Raw genomic sequence first — 16,121 nt, 5'->3', positions numbered from 1 at the left:
CGCCTATCGGGTTGCGTGGATGTGTGGGTGCGTCGATGCGGGATCGCGGGGCTGGCTACGGGATGCGGACGCTGTCGCGCGTCGCTCTCATCGGGCTGATCGGAGGTGCATCCGCCGCCTGCAGTTCCGATACGATGCGGTTCGGGGATCCGTTCTCGAACCCCTTCTCGTCGAGCGGCACGGAGCCGGGCGCGACCGGCAGCCTGCCGGAGGAGCCGACTGCGCCGGTGCGGACCGCGCCGATCCGCTCGCAGGCCCTCGCGGCGCCGCAGGGCGCGGCCTCCCAGCCGGGGCCGCTGCCCCTGTCGAGCCGGGCCGCGCCGGCCGCCGCGCAGAGCACGCGGGCCGTCGCGGCGGCCCCGGCCACCGGCGGGGCGGCGGGCTGGACCGCCCAGGGCGGCACCACCGTCACGGTCGGCCAGGGTGACACGCTGAACCAGATGTCGACGCGCTTCGGGGTGCCGGCCGCCGCGATCCTGTCGGCGAACGGCCTGTCGAGCGCCAAGGAGGTCACGCCGGGCCGCCAGATCGTGATCCCGGTCTATCACGCGGGCGGCTCCGCCGCGGTGACGCCGCGGGTGACGCCTGCGGCCGCGCCGCGCGAGGTGGCGCAGGCGGCCCGGCCGGCGGAGCCGCCGCGCAAGGTCGCGGAGCTGCGCGAGGAGCCCGCGCCCGCCCCCAAGCCGCATCCGCGGCCGGGCCAGGCCGCCGCGGCGCCGGCGAAGCCCGCGGCTGTCGAGCGGGCGGCCAAGCTGAACGCCCGCCCGGCCGAGCCGGTCAGGACCGCCAAGGTCGAGCCGAAGCCCGAGCCGAAGCAGGCGGCCAAGCCGGAGCCGCGGAAGGCGGAGGCGAAGCACGAGGGGAAGGCGGAGTCCCGGCAGGAGGCCAAGCGCGACGCCAAGGAGACGAAGGCGGCGGCGAAGCCGGCGCCGAAGCCCGAGCCCAAAGTCGCGGCCAAGCCGGAGCCGAAGCCCGAGCCCAAGGTCGCCGCGAAGCCCGAGCCCAAGGTCGCGGCCAAGCCGGAGCCGAAGCCCGAGCCCAAGGTCGCGGCCAAGCCGGAGCCGAAGCCCGAGCCCAAGGTCGCGGCCAAGCCGGAGCCGAAGAAGCCCGCGGAGGCGCCCAAGCAGGTGGCCAAGGCCGAGATCCCCAAGCCGGAGCCGAAGCCCGAGCCCGTCAAGCCCAAGGCGGCCGAGCCCAAGGCGGCCGAGCCCAAGGCGGCCGAGAAGCCGGCCGAGCCGGCCCCGGCTCCTGCCCCGGCCCCGGCCGAGGATGCCTCGGCCTTCCGCTGGCCGGCCCGCGGCCGGGTCATCGCGGGCTACGGATCGAGCGGCAACGAGGGCATCAACATCGCGCTGCCCGAGGGCACGCCGGTCAAGGCCGCCGAGGAGGGCACGGTGGCCTACGCGGGCAGCGACGTGAAGGGCTACGGCAAGCTCGTGCTGGTGCGCCACGCCAACGGCTACGTCTCGGCCTACGCGCATAACGGCGAGATCGACGTGCGCCCGGGCGACAAGGTCAAGCGCGGGCAGGTGATCGCGAAGTCCGGCGCCTCGGGCAACGTGACCTCGCCGCAGCTGCACTTCGAGATCCGCAAGGGCGCGACCCCGGTCGACCCGATCCCGAAGCTCGCCAGCAACTGAACGGTCGCGCCGCGGCATCGCGAGGGCGGTTCCGGCGGGACCGCCCTCGCGAGCGTTACGGGTCCTTGTTCCGCCATCACCCGCCGCGGCGCGCCTCCCGCCTCGCGGCGGCCGACCGTGAGGCGACGGCGTCGGCCCTGGTCCAGCGGCCAGAACCACCCCGGACGGTTCGGCCGCGGGCGGGAGCCGCCGCGCTCCCCGGGCCGAGCCATGGTGCGGCGGCCGGGCGGGTCGCGCCGAGGCGGCGTCGCGCGACGGAAGCCGCCCGCCCGGCCGCGGGCGCCGCGCTCACCCCTCGGCGGCCTCCAATTCCCCGCTGAGGGCCAGCCAATCCTCCTCGGCGGCGGCGAGGGCGGCGGCGGCCTCGGCCCGCATCCGGGCGAGGTCCCCGGCCTTGGCCGGATCGGTCCGGAAGGCGCTGCCGTCCTCCAGCGCCGCATCGATCTTGGCGATGGCCTCGGAGAGCTTGGTCATCCGCGCCTCGACCGCCTCCAGCCGCTTGCGCAAGGGCGCCAGGGCCGCCCGACGCTCGGCGTTGCTGCGCCGCTCGACCGCCTTGGCCCCGCCGGCCGATTCGCTGGTCCGCGGCGCCTCGGGCTCCGGTCCCGCCAGCACGAGGCGGCGGTAATCGTCCATGTCGCCGTCGAAGGGCTTCACGCTGCCGTTCCGCACCAGCCAGAGCCGGTCGGCGCAGGCCTCGACCAGGAAGCGGTCGTGGCTCACCAGGATCACGGCGCCCTCGTAGTCGTTGATCGCCTCCACCAGCGCCTGACGGCTCTCGATGTCGAGGTGGTTGGTCGGCTCGTCGAGGATCAGCAGGTGGGGACCCGCGAAGGCCGCCAGCCCCATCAGCAGCCGGGCCTTCTCGCCGCCCGAGAGCTGCGCCACCGGCGTGTCCGCCTTCTGGCCCGGGAAGCCGAGCCGGGCGGCGGCGGCCCGCACCTTCGATTCGGGCACCTCCGGCATCAGGTCGCGGACATGCGCGTAGGCGCTCTCGGCCGGGCGCAGCTCGTCGAGCTGGTGCTGGGCGAAATACGCCACCTCGATCTTGGTCGAGCGCCGGACCTCGCCCGAGAGCGGATCGAGCCGCCCGCCGATCAGCTTGCAGAAGGTCGACTTGCCGTTGCCGTTGGCGCCGAGCAGCGCGACGCGGTCGTCGGGCGCGAGCGTCAGGGTGAGGCCCGAGAGCACGGTGCGCTCGCCGTAGCCCGCCGCCACCCGCTCCATGGCGACGAGGGGCGGGGAGAGCGGCCGGGGCGGGCTCGGCAGGTGGATCACCGGGACGTCGTCCTCGATCAGCGCGGCGATCGGCTCCATCTTGGCGAGCCGCTTCATGCGCGACTGGGCCTGGCGCGCCTTGGTGGCCTTGGCCCTGAAGCGGTCGACGAAGCTCTGGAGATGGGCGCGCTCGGCCTCCTGCTTCGCCCGCGCCTTGGCCTGCAGGCTGCGCTTCTCGGCGAGCTGGCGGGCGAAGGAGGTGTAGCCGCCCCGGTAGAGGGTGAGCTGGCCGCGGTCGAGGTGGAGGATGTGGTCGACGCTCGTGTCGAGCAGGTCGCGGTCGTGGCTGATGATGATCGCGGTGCGGGGATAGCGCTCCAGGTAATCGTAGAGCCAGAGCGTCCCCTCGATGTCGAGGTAGTTGGTGGGCTCGTCGAGGAGGAGCAGGTCGGGCTCGGAGAAGAGCACGGCGGCGAGCGCCACGCGCATGCGCCAGCCGCCGGAGAAATCCGCGCAGGGGCGGGCCTGCGCCGCCGCGTCGAAGCCGAGGCCGTGCAGGATCGCGGCCGCCCGGGCCGGGGCCGAGTGGGCGTCGATGTCGACGAGGCGCGTCTCGATCTCGGCCCGGCGCAGGCCGTCGGCGGTCTCGGCCTCCCGCAGCAGGCGCGTGCGCTCGACGTCGGCGGCGAGCACGACCTCGTGCAGGGTCTCGGGACCGGCGGGAGCCTCCTGGGCCACGCCGCCGATCCGGGTGCCCTTCGGCAGCGAGACGGTGCCGCCCTCGGTGGCGATCTCGCCCTGGATCAGGCGGAACAGGGTGGTCTTGCCCGCCCCGTTGCGGCCGACGAGGCCGACCCGCGCGCGGTCGGGGATCGCGAAGCCGGCGCGGTCGAGGATCAGCCGTTCGCCGATCCGGTAGGTGAGGTCGTTGACGCGGAGCATGGCCGGTCTTGTGGGGGGCGGGTCGGGCGGAGGCAAGAGGAGGCGAGGATCCCGCCGCGCCCGCATCCCGTGCCGATCGCGCCGGCGCGAAATCCGGGGCTGCCGGCACCGGAAATGCGATCACAGGTAGAATTCGCAAAACCTCCATGCTACATAAAGTCGTGCCGGCTCGTCCTCAAAGGATGTCACCGTCATGCAGCTTCCCCTCTTCGAAGAGAGCAAGAGTCTCGACGACCTCACGCGGGCGATGGCCGCAAATCGCCTGCTCGCCCTAGTTGGAGCAGGCGCCAGCGTCGCTTCCGGCTATCCTTCATGGCCGGACTTGATGACGATGATGAATGAAATCCTGTCGAGAGACGATAAGATACCTCCGAAATACGCTGCCATTCTGCGCAGCATCGATGACCCCGCCTGGCAAGCGGAGGAGATGTACGTCAGAATGTCGCCTGAGGAATTTGCGACATTCATCTCGGGGAAGTTCCAGGAGCCGCGGACGCCGCATGCCCTGAGCGAGCCCCACCTGCGGATCGCCGGCCTCGGCTTCCGGCACATCATCACGACGAATTACGATCCCTGCATCGAACTGGCGATGCGGCGGGCCGGGAGGTCGTTCACCCCCATCCACTGGAGCGACGCGGCCGACGTCCGCACCTTCTTCCGCGCCCTGTCCGACCGCTCCGCGCCGCCCTGCATCGTCTATCTGCACGGGCGCTTCGACCGGCCGGCCGACATCGTGCTGACCGAGACGTCCTACGCGCGCCTCTACCTCAACGACGTCTTCCAGCGGCGGATCGTCGCCGTGTTCATGACACAGCCCGTCGTGTTCCTCGGCTTCTCGATGCGCGATCCCGATCTGGGGCAGATCATGCGCAGCGTGCGGGCGAATCTGGGTGTGGAGGACAGCCAGCATTTCGGGATCTTCGGCTACCGGACCGAGGACGAGAGGGCGCTGATCGAGAGGCGCATGCGGGACAAGTTCGGCCTGCGGGCCGTGTTCTACCGGATCCAGAGCGCGCCGGGAGACGCGGAGGACCATTCCGGCCTGCTGGCCCTCCTCGACCGGATCGGGGCGGGCGGACTCGCGTCCGCGGCGGGCGCGCCGACCGCGCCCGCCCTGGCGCCCGAGCTCCACGTCGCGAAGGAGCCGGCGGACGAGGTCGATCCGAACAAGGGCCTGTTCGGCGGCACCGCCGAGACGGCACGCCGGCGGCTCCTCGTCCGCGACGTCAGGCTGGATCAGGACGAAGGATTCGCCGCCTTCACGCTCGTCGTGGAGAGCAGGCCGGGTGCCGGACCTCCGCTCGCCGGTCCGGTGCGGTTCCACCTGCACCCGACCTTCCCTCGGGAGCAGGTCGTGGTGCCGGCGCGGAACGGCACGGCCGAACTCCCGATCGATTTCGCCTACGGCGCCTTCACGGTCGGCGCGGTCGTCGAGAACGACCCCCCGGACGAGAACAGGCTGGAACTCGACCTGAGCGCCGCGACGGAATTTCCCGCCTGGTTCCGGGAGCGGTGAGCGCGGGCCCGGCACCGCCCCGCGAGGGCGCCGCCGGTTGACAGGCCGACACCGGGCCGGGCTATGCGGGCGCGGCAGAGGTGAGGCGGGACGGGATATGATGCCGCGCGTTGAGGAACTGGAGCGTCGCCTGAGCGGCGGCGACGCCCTCGTCGGCATCGTCGGGCTCGGCTATGTCGGGCTGCCCCTCGCCCTCGCGGCCCTGCGGGCGGGCTTCTCCGTCCTGGGCTTCGACACCAACCCGGAGCGGGTCGCCGCGCTCAACCGCGGGGAGGGGGCGTTCCACCACATCCCCGGGGATGCGCTGGCCGAGGCGGCGCGCGCCGGCACCTTCGCGGCGACCGGCGACATGGCCCGGCTCGCCGAGCCCGACGCGATCCTGATCTGCGTGCCGACGCCGCTCACGCGGCACCGGGAGCCCGATCTCGGCTTCGTCGTGGCGAGCGCCCGGGCCGTAGCGGCCTCCCTGCGGCCGGGTCAGCTCGTGGTGCTCGAATCGACCACCTATCCGGGCACCACGGACGAGGTGGTGCGGCCGCTCTTGGAGGCCGGCGGGTTGCGGGTCGGGGCCGAGATCTTCCTCGCCTACTCGCCCGAGCGGGAGGATCCCGGCAACGCCGCCTTCTCGACCGCGCAGATCCCCAAGGTAGTGGGTGCGGACGACCCCGCCTCGCGGCGCCTCGCCGCCGCCCTCTACGGGGCCCTCACGGTCGCCACCGTGCCGGTGTCGAGCGCGGCCTGCGCGGAGGCCGTGAAGCTCACCGAGAACATCTTCCGCGCGGTCAACATCGCCCTCGTGAACGAGCTGAAGCTCGTCTACGACGCGATGGGCATCGACGTCTGGGAGGTGATCGAGGCCGCCGCCACCAAGCCGTTCGGGTTCATGCCGTTCTATCCGGGGCCCGGGCTCGGCGGGCACTGCATCCCGATCGATCCGTTCTACCTCGCCTGGAAGGCGCGGGAATTCGAGGTGCCGGCCCGCTTCATCGAACTCGCCGGCGAGGTCAACACCCGCATGCCCGCCCACGTGGTCGAGCGCCTCGCGGCGGCGGTCGACCGGACGGGGCGCCCCTTCTCGGGATCGCGCATCCTGCTGCTCGGCCTCGCCTACAAGCGCAACATCGACGATACCCGCGAGAGCCCCGCCCTGCGGCTGATGCGGCTGATCGAGGCGCGCGGCGCGACCTGCCTCTACCACGATCCGCTGGTGCCGGTGCTGCCGCCGACGCGCGAGTACGCCTCCCTCGCGGGACGCCGCTCGACCCCCCTCGATGCCGGGACGCTGCGCGCGGTCGACGCGGTGCTGATCGCCACCGATCACGACGGGGTCGATTACGCGCTGGTCGCGGCGGAGGCCCGCCTCGTCGTCGACACGCGCAACGCCATGGCCCGGCGCGGCCTGTCCGGGCCGACGATCCTGAAGGCGTGAGGCGCGCCGGTCGCGGCGCAAGATCCGGGACGCGCCGGGCAATCCCCCGGTGCCATCACGGGGGCCGCCGAAGGCCAGCCAGGGGACCCGCCATGCCGCCCGCCGTGAACCGTCCGATGAGCCTGTCCGACTGGGGCCTGATCCTGCTCCTGTCGGTGCTCTGGGGCGGCTCGTTCTTCTTCGTGCGGGTCGCCCTCGACGCGCTGCCCCCGCTCACCGTCGTCGCCCTGCGCCTCGCGCTGGCGGCCCTGATCCTCAACGCCCTCGCGCCGCTCCTCGGCGCGCGCATGCCCCGCGACCGCGCGACCTGGGCCGCCTTCCTGGGCATGGGGATCCTCAACAACGCGATCCCGTTCTGCCTGATCGCCTGGGGGCAGACGCAGATCGCCTCCGGCCTCGCCGCGCTGCTCAACGCGACGACGCCGCTCACCACGGTGGTCGTCGCCCACTTCCTCACCCGCGACGAGCGGATGACCGGCCGGCGCCTCGCCGGGGTCGGGCTCGGCCTCGCGGGCGTCGCCGTGATGGTCGGCCCGGCGGTGCTGGGCGGGCTCGGGGCGGCGGCGCTCGCGCAGGGGGCGGTGCTCGCCGCGGCCTGGTCCTACGCCCTCGCGGGCGTCTACGGCCGGCGCTTCGGCCGGATGGGCCTGCCGCCGCTCGTCACCGCCGCCGGCCAGGTGACCTGCTCGGCGCTCCTCCTCGGGCCGCTCGCCCTCGCGCTCAACCGGCCCTGGACGCTGCCGCCGCCGGGCCCGGGGGCCTGGGGCGCGGTGCTCGGCCTCGCCTGCCTCTCGACCGCGCTCGCCTATCTGATCTTCTTCCGCATCCTGGCGCGGGCCGGGGCGACCAACATCGCCCTCGTCACCTTCCTGATCCCGGTCTCGGCGATCGGCCTGGGCGTGCTCGTCCTCGGGGAGCGGCTCGACGCGCGGCAGATCGCCGGGATGGGGCTGATCGGGGCGGGCCTCGCCGCCATCGACGGACGGCTCCTCGACCGGCTGCGCCCGCGCGGCGCCCCGCGGCGCGGGCCCGGGGAGGCGTGAGACGCCCGAGCCGGGACGGCACCGCCCGCCGGAGCAGCGCGATGCTCCTCTAATCCACCGTGCGGGCCGTCCAGGTGGCGTGGCGCACGCCGGGCGCGCGTTCGAGGCTCACCACCACCGCGTCGAGCTCCGCCGGATCGACCGCGGTGCTGACCAGGGTCGCGACGAGTTCGACCTCGCCCTCGGCCGGCTCCTCGACCGTGACCTCGCTCACCGGGTAGTTCGCCCCCTCCAGCCGCTCGGTGAGGAGGTCGCGGGTGCGGCCCAGGGCGTCGCCCTCGGTCGTCAGGCGCACCTCGTAGGTCGCCTCGGTGGAGCGCTCGTCGATCGGGATGCGGTTGATCGCGTTGACCAGGGGGCGCAGCAGGGTGTTGCCGGCGAGCACCGCGCCGGCGACCAGCACGGCCTCGCCGAGAAGATCCGCCCCCGAATAGGCCCCGACCGCGGCCGAGCCCCACAGGGTCGCCGCCGTGTTGAGGCCGCGGACGTTCATGCCCTCCTTCATGATCACCATGCCGAGATCGACGAAGGCCGCCGCGCCGACCGCGACCAGCACGTTGGTGCGCAGGCCCGCGGTCCGCTGCCGGTACTGCCGCTCCGCCCCGATCAGGGTTCCGAGCAGGAAGGCGACGAGGAGGCTGAGGGCGGAATCGACGAAGGCCCCGGGCTGGAACGCCTGAAAAGCCGCCATGCCTGCATCATCCGCGTCGTCGAGGGAGCCGGGCGCTCATAGCCCGACCGCGCGGCCGGCGGAAGCCGGGCGCCGGCCCGGGAGCCGCTCCGCGACGGCGCCCGCCGCAAAGTTATCCCCAACCCTGGCAAGCCCGGCCGCATCGTGGCAAGAACAACAAGGTGCGGGGGTTGCGGGGCGTCGTCATGGGTCGTCTGGGGGTATTTCCGTTCTTCAAGGACGCGGGGGTCGACCTCGCCCCCTACGAGACCCGCTGCATCTGGAGACGCTTCGAGCCGAACGAGGTCCTGGTGGACTTCGACGACGCCTCGACGGACGTGTATTTCCTGGCCGCGGGCGAGGTGCGCATCCTCAACCGCACGCAATCGGGCAAGGAGGTGATCCTCGGGGAGATGCGCGGCGGCGAGTTCTTCGGGGAACTCGCGGCGATCGACGGGGTGAGCCGCTCGGCCAACGTCACGGCGCTGACGCGCGGCGAACTCTGCGTCGTGCCGGCGCCGGTCTTCCGCCAGATCGTCTTCGCGCCGCCGCCGATCGGGGACCGCCTGCTGCGCCTCCTCGCCAAGCGGGTGCGCTCGCTCAACGGCCGCCTGATGGAGCACGCGGTCCTCGACCTGCGCCACCGGCTCTACGCGGAGCTGCTGCGGCTCTCCTCGCCGCGGGCGGGCTCGGACGGCGAGCGGGTCGTGACCCCGCCGCCCTACCACCACGTGCTCGCCGCCCGGATCGGCTGCCGCCGCGAGCAGGTGACGCGGGAATTCACCGTGATGGCCCAGGAGGGCCTCGTGGACCGCACCCGCGGCGCCCTGATCCTGCGCCGGCCCGACCTGCTGGAAGCCCGGGTCGCCGAGGCGCTGCGGGAGGACGGCTGAGCGCCGCCGGCGGCCGGCGCCGGTCGCCGAAAGGACCACCGGTTCGGCGGCGAAACCGACGTGAGGGCCGAAGCAGACTGGCCTCGCGCGCTCCTGCTTCGACGGAGCGGCGCAGGGCGGTTCCGCCCAGCGACGTCGTCCTGGGCAGGCTTCGCCAGCGGACTCCGGCGCGGGTTGCCTAGGCCAACCAGTCGGGGGTGCGCGTGCACGCCGTGCATGCTACCGTTAGGTCATGTTCGGTTGCGTCTGCGGCCGGCGGCCGCGCCCGGTGGATCGGCGACGACATCTCGGCCCTGCCTCCTCGTCGGCGACACCCCGACCGGGCCGCTGAGCGCGCGCCGGTTTCCGAACCGGGCGGGCGCGACGTGCAGCTCCTGCGCCGCGGCGCATTCCCGGCGCGCGGCTAGGGGGGAGTGGCGGTGGGCAGACTCGGACAGATCCTGTCGGCGCAACACGAGCAGGTGCTCGAGGCGTGGCTCCGCCGCCTCGACGCGCCCGGGGAGACCAAGCCCGGCCGGACGACCTCGCCCGGGCTGCTGCGGGTCGAACTCGCGGCCTTGCTGCGAGCCCTGACCGACGCCTTCCTCGCCGGCGAGGGCGGGGTGAGCGGCGAGCCCTTCGCGGCGATCGAGGCGCAGGCGACCGCCATGAGCGCGGCGCGGGCCCGGGACGGCTTCACCCCGATGGAGACGGCGAGCCTGCTGATGTCCCTCAAGGACGCGGCCGCCGAGGTGGTGCGGCGCGAGGCGGCTGCGGGGCCCGAGCATCCGGCCGAGATCCTCGCTCCCTTCGGCGCCGCCGTGGACCGGCTGGCCCTCGTGACCTTCGCGGCCTTCGTGGAGACGCGGGAGCGGCTGATCGAGCGGCAGAGCCGGGCGCTCCTCGACCTCGCCACCCCGGCGCTGCCGATCTGGCAGCGCATCGTGCTGATGCCGCTCGTGGGGATCATCGACACGCAGCGCGCGCGGCAGATCATGGAGAGGCTCCTCGACGCCCTCGGGCGGGAGGAGGCCTCGATCGCGATCCTCGACGTCACCGGGGTGCCGGTCATCGACAGCCGCGTCGCCCTGCACCTGACCAGGACCGTCGAGGCGGCGCGCCTGCTCGGCGCCCGGGTCGTGGTCACGGGCATCAGCCCGGACGCGGCCCAGACCCTCGTGAAGCTCGACGTGACCCTCACCAGCATGATCACCCGGGGGACGCTGCGGGCCGGCCTCGCCGAGGCGTTCCGGCTCCTGCGCGAGGAGGTGCGGCCGAATCCGACCGAGGCGGGACTCTGATGCGCGTGCCGATCCTGCGCTACGGCCGCGTCCTGCTGACGTCGCTGCCCGCCGACCTCACCGACCAGCAGGTGATGGACCTGCAGATCGACGCCCTGGCGCGGCTGCGGGACGGCCAGGCGGACGGGCTCGTCATCGACATCACGGCGGTGGACGTGGTCGATTCCTACATGGCGCGCATCCTGTCGGAGACCGCCCGGATGGTGGGCATCATGGGCGGCGTCGCGGTGCTGGCCGGGATGCGCCCCGCCGTGGCGCTGACGCTGGTGGAGATGGGGCAGAACCTGATCCGGATGGAGACGGCCTTCGACCTGGAAGGCGGCGTCGCCAAGGTCAGGCGCGCGATGGCCGCCCGCGGAGGTCGGAATGACGACCCGCCCGCACCCTGACGCCTTCGCCCAGCCTCTGCGCGGCGGCGCGGCCGGCCGCGAGGGGGAACTGGCCGTCCGCGTCGCCGTCCGGATCCAGGAGGATATCCTGGCGGCGCGCCACGCCGCCCGCGACGCGGCCCGGCTGGTCGGGCTCGGCACCGTCGACGAGACGAGGCTCGCCACCGCGGTCTCCGAACTGGCCCGCAACGCGCTCCGCTACGCCGGGGCGGGCGAGTGCCGCATCCTCGCCCGAACCAACGCCCTCGCCGTCACGGTCGCCGTCGAGGTCGAGGATCACGGCCCGGGGATCGACGACGTGGCCGCCGCCCTCACGCCGGGCTTCTCGACCGGGGGCGGGCTGGGGCTCGGGCTTCCCGCCGTGCAGCGGCTGATGGACGAGATCTCCTTCGACACGCGGCCGGGCGGCACCCTGGTCCGCGCCAGCATGGTGCGCCGGCCGTGAGCGAGGTGATCGAGTCCCTCGGCTTCCGGATCCGGGCCGAGATCGACGCCGTGGAGGCGTGGCAGGAGGCCCGGCGCCTGGCCGAGCGCCACGGCTTCGGGACGGCCCGGGCGCACGACCTCGCCACGGCCGTGTCGGAACTGGCGACCAACCTGGTGCTGCACGCCCGCCGCGGCGGGACCCTCCGGCTCGCGGTGCGCCGCGAGGCGGACCAGCCGGTGATCGAGATCACGGCCGAGGATGACGGTCCGGGCATCGCCGACCTCGGCAGGGCCCTGGAGGACGGATACTCGACCGGCGGCGGCCTCGGCTGCGGCCTGCCCGGGACGCGCCGGCTCGTCGACCGCTTCGCGATCAGCTCGGCCCCGGGAATCGGGACCCGCGTCGCCTGCGCGGTGCGTCGGGCATGAGGATCGGCGCCGCGTCCCGGACCTATCCGGGCGAGAGCCTGTGCGGCGACGGGGCGGCCTGGTGGGGCGAGGGGAGCGCGACGCTGGTCTGCCTCGCGGACGGGCTCGGGCACGGCGCCGAGGCCCACCTCGCGGCGCGCGCCATCCTGGCCGTGGCGCGGGACTGCGCCGGGCTCGATCCGGCGCCGCGGCTCGCCGCCATCGACCGGGCGGTGCGACGCACCCGCGGCGGGGCCGCGCTCCTCGCGCGGATCGACCCCGCCGCCATGCGGCTCTCCCTCGCGGGGGTCGGCAACGTGCGGGCGGGCCTGTTCGGGCAAGAGACCCGGCGCTTCGACGGCACGCCCGGCATCGTCGGGGCGGGCCCGCGCGAGCTCCGCCCCCTCGATCTCGCCTTCGCGGCGGGGGACGCGCTGGTGCTGTGGACGGACGGCCTCGCCCCCGTCGAACTCGACGCGGACGAGCGGCGCCTGCGCGGCGACCCGCAGCGCCTCGCCGGCCGGCTGCTGGCCCGGTTCGGGCGGGCGGAGGACGACGCCACGGTGATCTGCGTGGGGCTCCCGGGCGATCAGGACCGCGCCGGCCCGTAGGCCGCGAAGAACACCCGCACCGCCTCGCCGATCAGGTAGGCCGCTTCCGCCGGGGTCGGCGGATCGCCCACCGCGAAGAGCAGGCGCCGCATCGTCGCCGCCGCGCAGAGGTCGAGGAAGTGGCGCGCGGCCAGCGCCGTGTCGGTCGGGCGCAGGCGCCCCGCCGCCACCTGCCGGTCGAGATAGGCCCGCAGCCGCTGCGCGCCCTGGACCGGACCCGCCTCGTAGAAGGCGCGGCCGAGCCGCGGGAACTTCTCCGAGGCGCCGATCACCGTGCGGATCGAGGCCACGTGGTCGGGCCGGCACATCTCGTCGAGGAAGCTCAGGCCGAGCCGCCGCAGCACCGCCGGCACGTCGGGGTCGTCGACGTCGAGGCGGAAGAGGTTCTCGGCGAGGGTGCGCTTCTCCTCGACGGTCAGCGCCTCGAACAGCGCCTCCTTGCTGTCGAAGTAGACGTAGAGCGTGCCCTTCGAGACCCCCGCCGCCTTGGCGATGCTGCCCATGCTCGCCCCGTCGAAGCCGCAGGCGAGGAAGACCTCGCGCGCGCCGTCGAGGATCTGACGGCGCTTGTCGCTCTCCGCCGCGTCGAGGGTGGTGGGACCATCGGCCATCCGAGAACCATTTCGTCCTTCGCGAAGCAGGTCAAGCCGGCCCGTCGATCTAGGGTTGCGCCCGGGATGGGAAACTGCCCCGTCGGGACCCGCGGCGCCAGCTCGGCCCGCGCCCCTTGGGAGCCCCCCGACCAGGCCGCCGTTGACCGAACCGTTCGGTCAATCTATATCGGGGCGCGCCGGCGGCGGTCAACCGCGTCGGGACGGTCGGGGATCGGGCAATGGCCTATCGGGACGAGTACGCGCAGGGTCAGGGCGTGCAGGGTGAAGCGGCGCGCGACCGGGCTGCGCCGGACGCCGCGCCGGGAACGCCGCGGCGTCGCCTGCGCCGAGTCCTGCTGCCGCTCGCCCTGCTCGCCGCCCTCGGAGCGGGCGGCCGCGAGGGCTATTTCTGGTACACGACCGGCCGCTTCCTCGTGTCGACCGACGACGCCTACGTGCAGGCCGACATCGCGACGCTCGCCGCCAAGGTCTCGGGCTACCTCGCTTCCGTCCCGGTGGTGAACGGGCAGACGGTGCGGGCGGGCGACGTCATCGCGCGCATCGACGACGGCGATTACCGGCTCGCCCTGCGGGCGGCCGAGGACAAGCTGGCGACGCAGCGCAGCACCATCGCGCGCATCGCCCGCCAGGTCGAGGCGGCCCGCGCCCAGGTGGCGCAGGGCGAGGCGCAGGTCGAGGCGGCCCGCGCCGACCAGGTGCGCGCGGCGGCCGATTACCAGCGCCAGACGCAGCTCGCCCAGTCCGAATTCGCCGCCCGCGCCCGCCTGGAGCAGGCCAAGGCCGATCGCGACCGCTCGGACGCCAACGTCAAGGCCGCCGAGGCGGCCCTGCTCGCCGCCAAGGCCAACGTGGCGGTGCTGGAGGCGCAGGGCCGCGAGGCCGAGAGCCTCGCGGCCGAGCTCAGGACCGGGGTGGACCGCGCCGCCCGCGACCTCTCCTTCACGGAGCTGCGGGCGCCCTTCGACGGGGTGATCGGCAACAAGGCCGTGGAGGCGGGCGCCTACGTGCAGCCCGGCTCGCGCGTCGCCGCCCTGGTGCCCCTCGACAGCGTGCGCGTCGACGCGAACTTCAAGGAGACGCAGCTCGCCCGCATGCGGGTCGGGCAGCCCGTTCATATCCGGGTCGATGCCTGGCCCGACCGCGACATCCTCGGCACGGTCGAGAGCTTCTCGCCGGCCTCCGGCTCCGTCTTCAGCCTGCTGCCGCCCGACAACGCCACCGGCAACTTCACGAAGATCGTCCAGCGCCTGCCGGTGCGGGTGAAGGTGCCGGCCGAGATCGCCCGGGAGGGCCTGCTGCGCCCCGGCCTCTCGGTGGTGGCGAAGGTCGACACGCGCGGCCTCGGCGCGGAGGCCCCGGAGCCGCGCGCGGTCTCGCACGCCGCCGCGCAGCGGCATGCCGCCCGGGAGTGAGGCCGTGGCCGCCGCGCCGATCGCCGCCGGGCCCTCGGCCGCCGCGCCGCCGGCCGCCGAGCCGCCCCTCGACCGCCGCCGCATGGTGGCGTTCGTCTGCATGGTGTTCGGGATGTTCATGGCGATCCTGGACATCCAGATCGTCTCGGCCTCCCTCGCCGAGATCCAGGCCGGCCTCTCGGCCTCGGCCGACGAGATCCCCTGGGTGCAGACGAGCTACCTCATCGCCGAGGTGATCTCGATCCCGCTCTCGGGCATGCTCTCGCGGGTGCTCTCGACCCGCTGGATGTTCGTGATCTCGGCGGGCGGCTTCACGCTGATGAGCCTGATGTGCGCGACCTCGTCCTCGATCGGCGAGATGATCCTGTGGCGCGCCCTCCAGGGCTTCATCGGCGGCGGCATGATCCCGACCGTCTTCGCCTCGGCCTTCACGATCTTCCCGCCCTCGAAGCGGGGCATCGTCTCGCCGATGATCGGCCTCGTGGCGACGCTCGCCCCCACCATCGGCCCGACGGTCGGCGGCTACCTCACCGACCTGTTCGACTGGCACTGGCTCTTCCTGGTCAACATCCTGCCGGGCCTGTGCGTCACCGTCTCGACCTGGGCGCTCGTCGATTTCGACGAGCCGAACCTCGCGCTCCTGCGCCGCTTCGACTGGGCCGGGCTCGCCTTCATGGCGGGCTTCCTGGGCTGCCTGGAATACGTGCTGGAGGAGGGCCCGCTGCACGACTGGTTCCAGGAGGAGCCGGTGTTCGTGGCCGCGCTCGTCTGCGCGGTCTCGGGGGTGCTGTTCTTCTGGCGGGCGCTGCGCGCGGAGCAGCCGATCGTGGACCTGCGCGCCTTCTCGGACCGCAACTTCGCGGCCGGCTGCGCGGCGAGCTTCGTGCTCGGGATCGGGCTCTACGGGCTCACCTACCTCTACCCGGTCTATCTCGGGCGGGTGCGGGGCTACTCCGCCCTGCAGATCGGCGAGACGATGTTCGTCTCGGGGCTGTGCATGTTCGTCACCGCCCCGATCGCCGGACGGCTCTCCGGCCGGGTCGATCCGCGGATCATGATGGCGCTCGGCTTCACCGGCTTCGCGGTGGGCACCTTCCTGGTCACGGGCCTGACCAAGGATTGGGATTTCGGGGAGCTGCTGCTGCCGCAGGTGCTGCGCGGCTGCTCGCTCATGCTCTGCATGATCCCGATCAACAACATCGCCCTCGGCACGCTGCCGCCAGCCCGGATGAAGAACGCCTCCGGCCTCTACAACCTCACCCGCAACCTCGGCGGCGCGGTCGGGCTGGCGCTGATCAACACGGCGCTGAACGACCGCTGGGACCTCCACCTCGCGCGCCTGCACGAGCGCTTCACCTGGACGAACCCGCTGGTGCTGGAGCGGCTCGACGCGATGGCGCGCGGCTTCTCGGGGCTCGCCGGGGATCCGGACGCCATGGCGCTCAAGGCCATGATGGGCACCGTGCGCATCCAGGGCCTTCTGATGAGCTTCTCGGACGTGTTCCTGATGCTGACCGGGCTCTTCCTGGCCATGGCCTGCGCGACGCCGCTGATCCGGCGCCCCCGGGCGGGGGCGGGCGGCGGCGGCCATTGACGACGGGGGCGGGAGGGCGCCGCGGCGCCCTCCCGC

The 16,121-nt window shown here is 73.6% G+C and carries 15 protein-coding genes; 12 read left to right on the top strand and 3 right to left on the bottom strand.

Annotation, left to right across the window (positions count from 1 at the left end):
* Positions 1-134: 134 nt before the first annotated feature.
* Positions 135-1,640 (top strand): peptidoglycan DD-metalloendopeptidase family protein, encoded by a 1,506-nt coding sequence (locus tag M446_RS31825; RefSeq protein WP_012336206.1) that lies wholly within the window; start codon positions 135-137, stop codon positions 1,638-1,640.
* Between the two features lie 288 nt (positions 1,641-1,928).
* On the opposite strand, the gene M446_RS31820 is transcribed toward M446_RS31825, so the two are convergent.
* Entirely contained in the window at positions 1,929-3,800 is a 1,872-nt protein-coding gene (locus M446_RS31820; protein WP_012336205.1) for an ABC-F family ATP-binding cassette domain-containing protein, read from the bottom strand.
* Positions 3,801-4,239: 439 nt separating this feature from the next.
* Between M446_RS31820 and M446_RS31815 the strand changes: the two genes are divergently transcribed.
* The 3 genes from M446_RS31815 (at position 4,240) to M446_RS31805 (ending at position 7,788) form a co-directional block, all read left to right on the top strand.
* Complete coding sequence (locus M446_RS31815) at positions 4,240-5,316, top strand: SIR2 family NAD-dependent protein deacylase (RefSeq protein WP_012336204.1); 1,077 nt, start codon at positions 4,240-4,242, stop codon at positions 5,314-5,316.
* Between the two features lie 97 nt (positions 5,317-5,413).
* Entirely contained in the window at positions 5,414-6,745 is a 1,332-nt protein-coding gene (locus M446_RS31810) for a nucleotide sugar dehydrogenase (protein ID WP_012336203.1), read from the top strand.
* A gap of 92 nt (positions 6,746-6,837) precedes the next feature.
* Positions 6,838-7,788 carry a DMT family transporter gene (locus M446_RS31805; protein WP_012336202.1) on the top strand — a complete coding sequence of 317 codons (951 nt, stop codon included), beginning with the start codon at positions 6,838-6,840 and terminating at the stop codon, positions 7,786-7,788.
* Positions 7,789-7,837: 49 nt separating this feature from the next.
* Here M446_RS31805 and M446_RS31800 read toward each other — a convergent pair whose 3' ends face one another.
* A complete protein-coding gene (locus tag M446_RS31800) occupies positions 7,838-8,479 on the bottom strand; it encodes an MgtC/SapB family protein (protein WP_012336201.1) in 642 nt (213 codons plus the stop codon).
* Positions 8,480-8,664: 185 nt separating this feature from the next.
* On the opposite strand from M446_RS31800, the gene M446_RS31795 reads away from it, so the two are divergent.
* The 6 genes from M446_RS31795 (at position 8,665) to M446_RS31770 (ending at position 12,465) form a co-directional block, all read left to right on the top strand.
* On the top strand, positions 8,665-9,351 hold the full coding sequence (locus M446_RS31795; protein ID WP_012336200.1) for a Crp/Fnr family transcriptional regulator: 687 nt from the start codon (positions 8,665-8,667) through the stop codon (positions 9,349-9,351).
* A gap of 419 nt (positions 9,352-9,770) precedes the next feature.
* Positions 9,771-10,631: an STAS domain-containing protein gene (locus M446_RS31790; RefSeq protein WP_012336199.1), complete on the top strand. Its 861-nt coding sequence runs from the start codon at positions 9,771-9,773 to the stop codon at positions 10,629-10,631.
* Positions 10,631-11,020, top strand: a complete 390-nt coding sequence (locus tag M446_RS31785; RefSeq protein WP_012336198.1) for an STAS domain-containing protein — start codon at positions 10,631-10,633, stop codon at positions 11,018-11,020. Before M446_RS31790 ends, M446_RS31785 begins: the two co-directional genes overlap by 1 nt.
* Positions 10,998-11,465 carry an ATP-binding protein gene (locus M446_RS31780; protein WP_012336197.1) on the top strand — a complete coding sequence of 156 codons (468 nt, stop codon included), beginning with the start codon at positions 10,998-11,000 and terminating at the stop codon, positions 11,463-11,465. The genes M446_RS31785 and M446_RS31780 overlap by 23 nt, the downstream gene beginning before the upstream one ends.
* Positions 11,462-11,875: an ATP-binding protein gene (locus tag M446_RS31775; protein ID WP_012336196.1), complete on the top strand. Its 414-nt coding sequence runs from the start codon at positions 11,462-11,464 to the stop codon at positions 11,873-11,875. The genes M446_RS31780 and M446_RS31775 overlap by 4 nt, the downstream gene beginning before the upstream one ends.
* Complete coding sequence (locus M446_RS31770) at positions 11,872-12,465, top strand: SpoIIE family protein phosphatase (RefSeq protein ID WP_012336195.1); 594 nt, start codon at positions 11,872-11,874, stop codon at positions 12,463-12,465. The genes M446_RS31775 and M446_RS31770 overlap by 4 nt, the downstream gene beginning before the upstream one ends.
* Here the strand turns inward: M446_RS31770 and M446_RS31765 are convergent.
* On the bottom strand, positions 12,444-13,076 hold the full coding sequence (locus M446_RS31765) for a TetR/AcrR family transcriptional regulator (protein WP_012336194.1): 633 nt from the start codon (positions 13,074-13,076) through the stop codon (positions 12,444-12,446). The genes M446_RS31770 and M446_RS31765 overlap by 22 nt on opposite strands.
* A 221-nt stretch (positions 13,077-13,297) precedes the next feature.
* Here M446_RS31765 and M446_RS31760 point away from each other — a divergent pair, with 221 nt between their 5' ends.
* Both M446_RS31760 and M446_RS31755 read left to right on the top strand, forming a co-directional pair.
* Entirely contained in the window at positions 13,298-14,491 is a 1,194-nt protein-coding gene (locus tag M446_RS31760) for an HlyD family secretion protein (protein WP_012336193.1), read from the top strand.
* Positions 14,475-16,085, top strand: a complete 1,611-nt coding sequence (locus tag M446_RS31755; RefSeq protein ID WP_415926896.1) for a DHA2 family efflux MFS transporter permease subunit — start codon at positions 14,475-14,477, stop codon at positions 16,083-16,085. Before M446_RS31760 ends, M446_RS31755 begins: the two co-directional genes overlap by 17 nt.
* Positions 16,086-16,121 lie beyond the last annotated feature (36 nt).

The organism is Methylobacterium sp. 4-46 (assembly GCF_000019365.1).
In the GTDB taxonomy this organism is placed as follows: Bacteria; Pseudomonadota; Alphaproteobacteria; order Rhizobiales; family Beijerinckiaceae; genus Methylobacterium.
The sequence above is the reverse complement of the archived record's forward strand: the minus strand, read 5'-3'. Positions and strand labels throughout refer to the sequence as shown.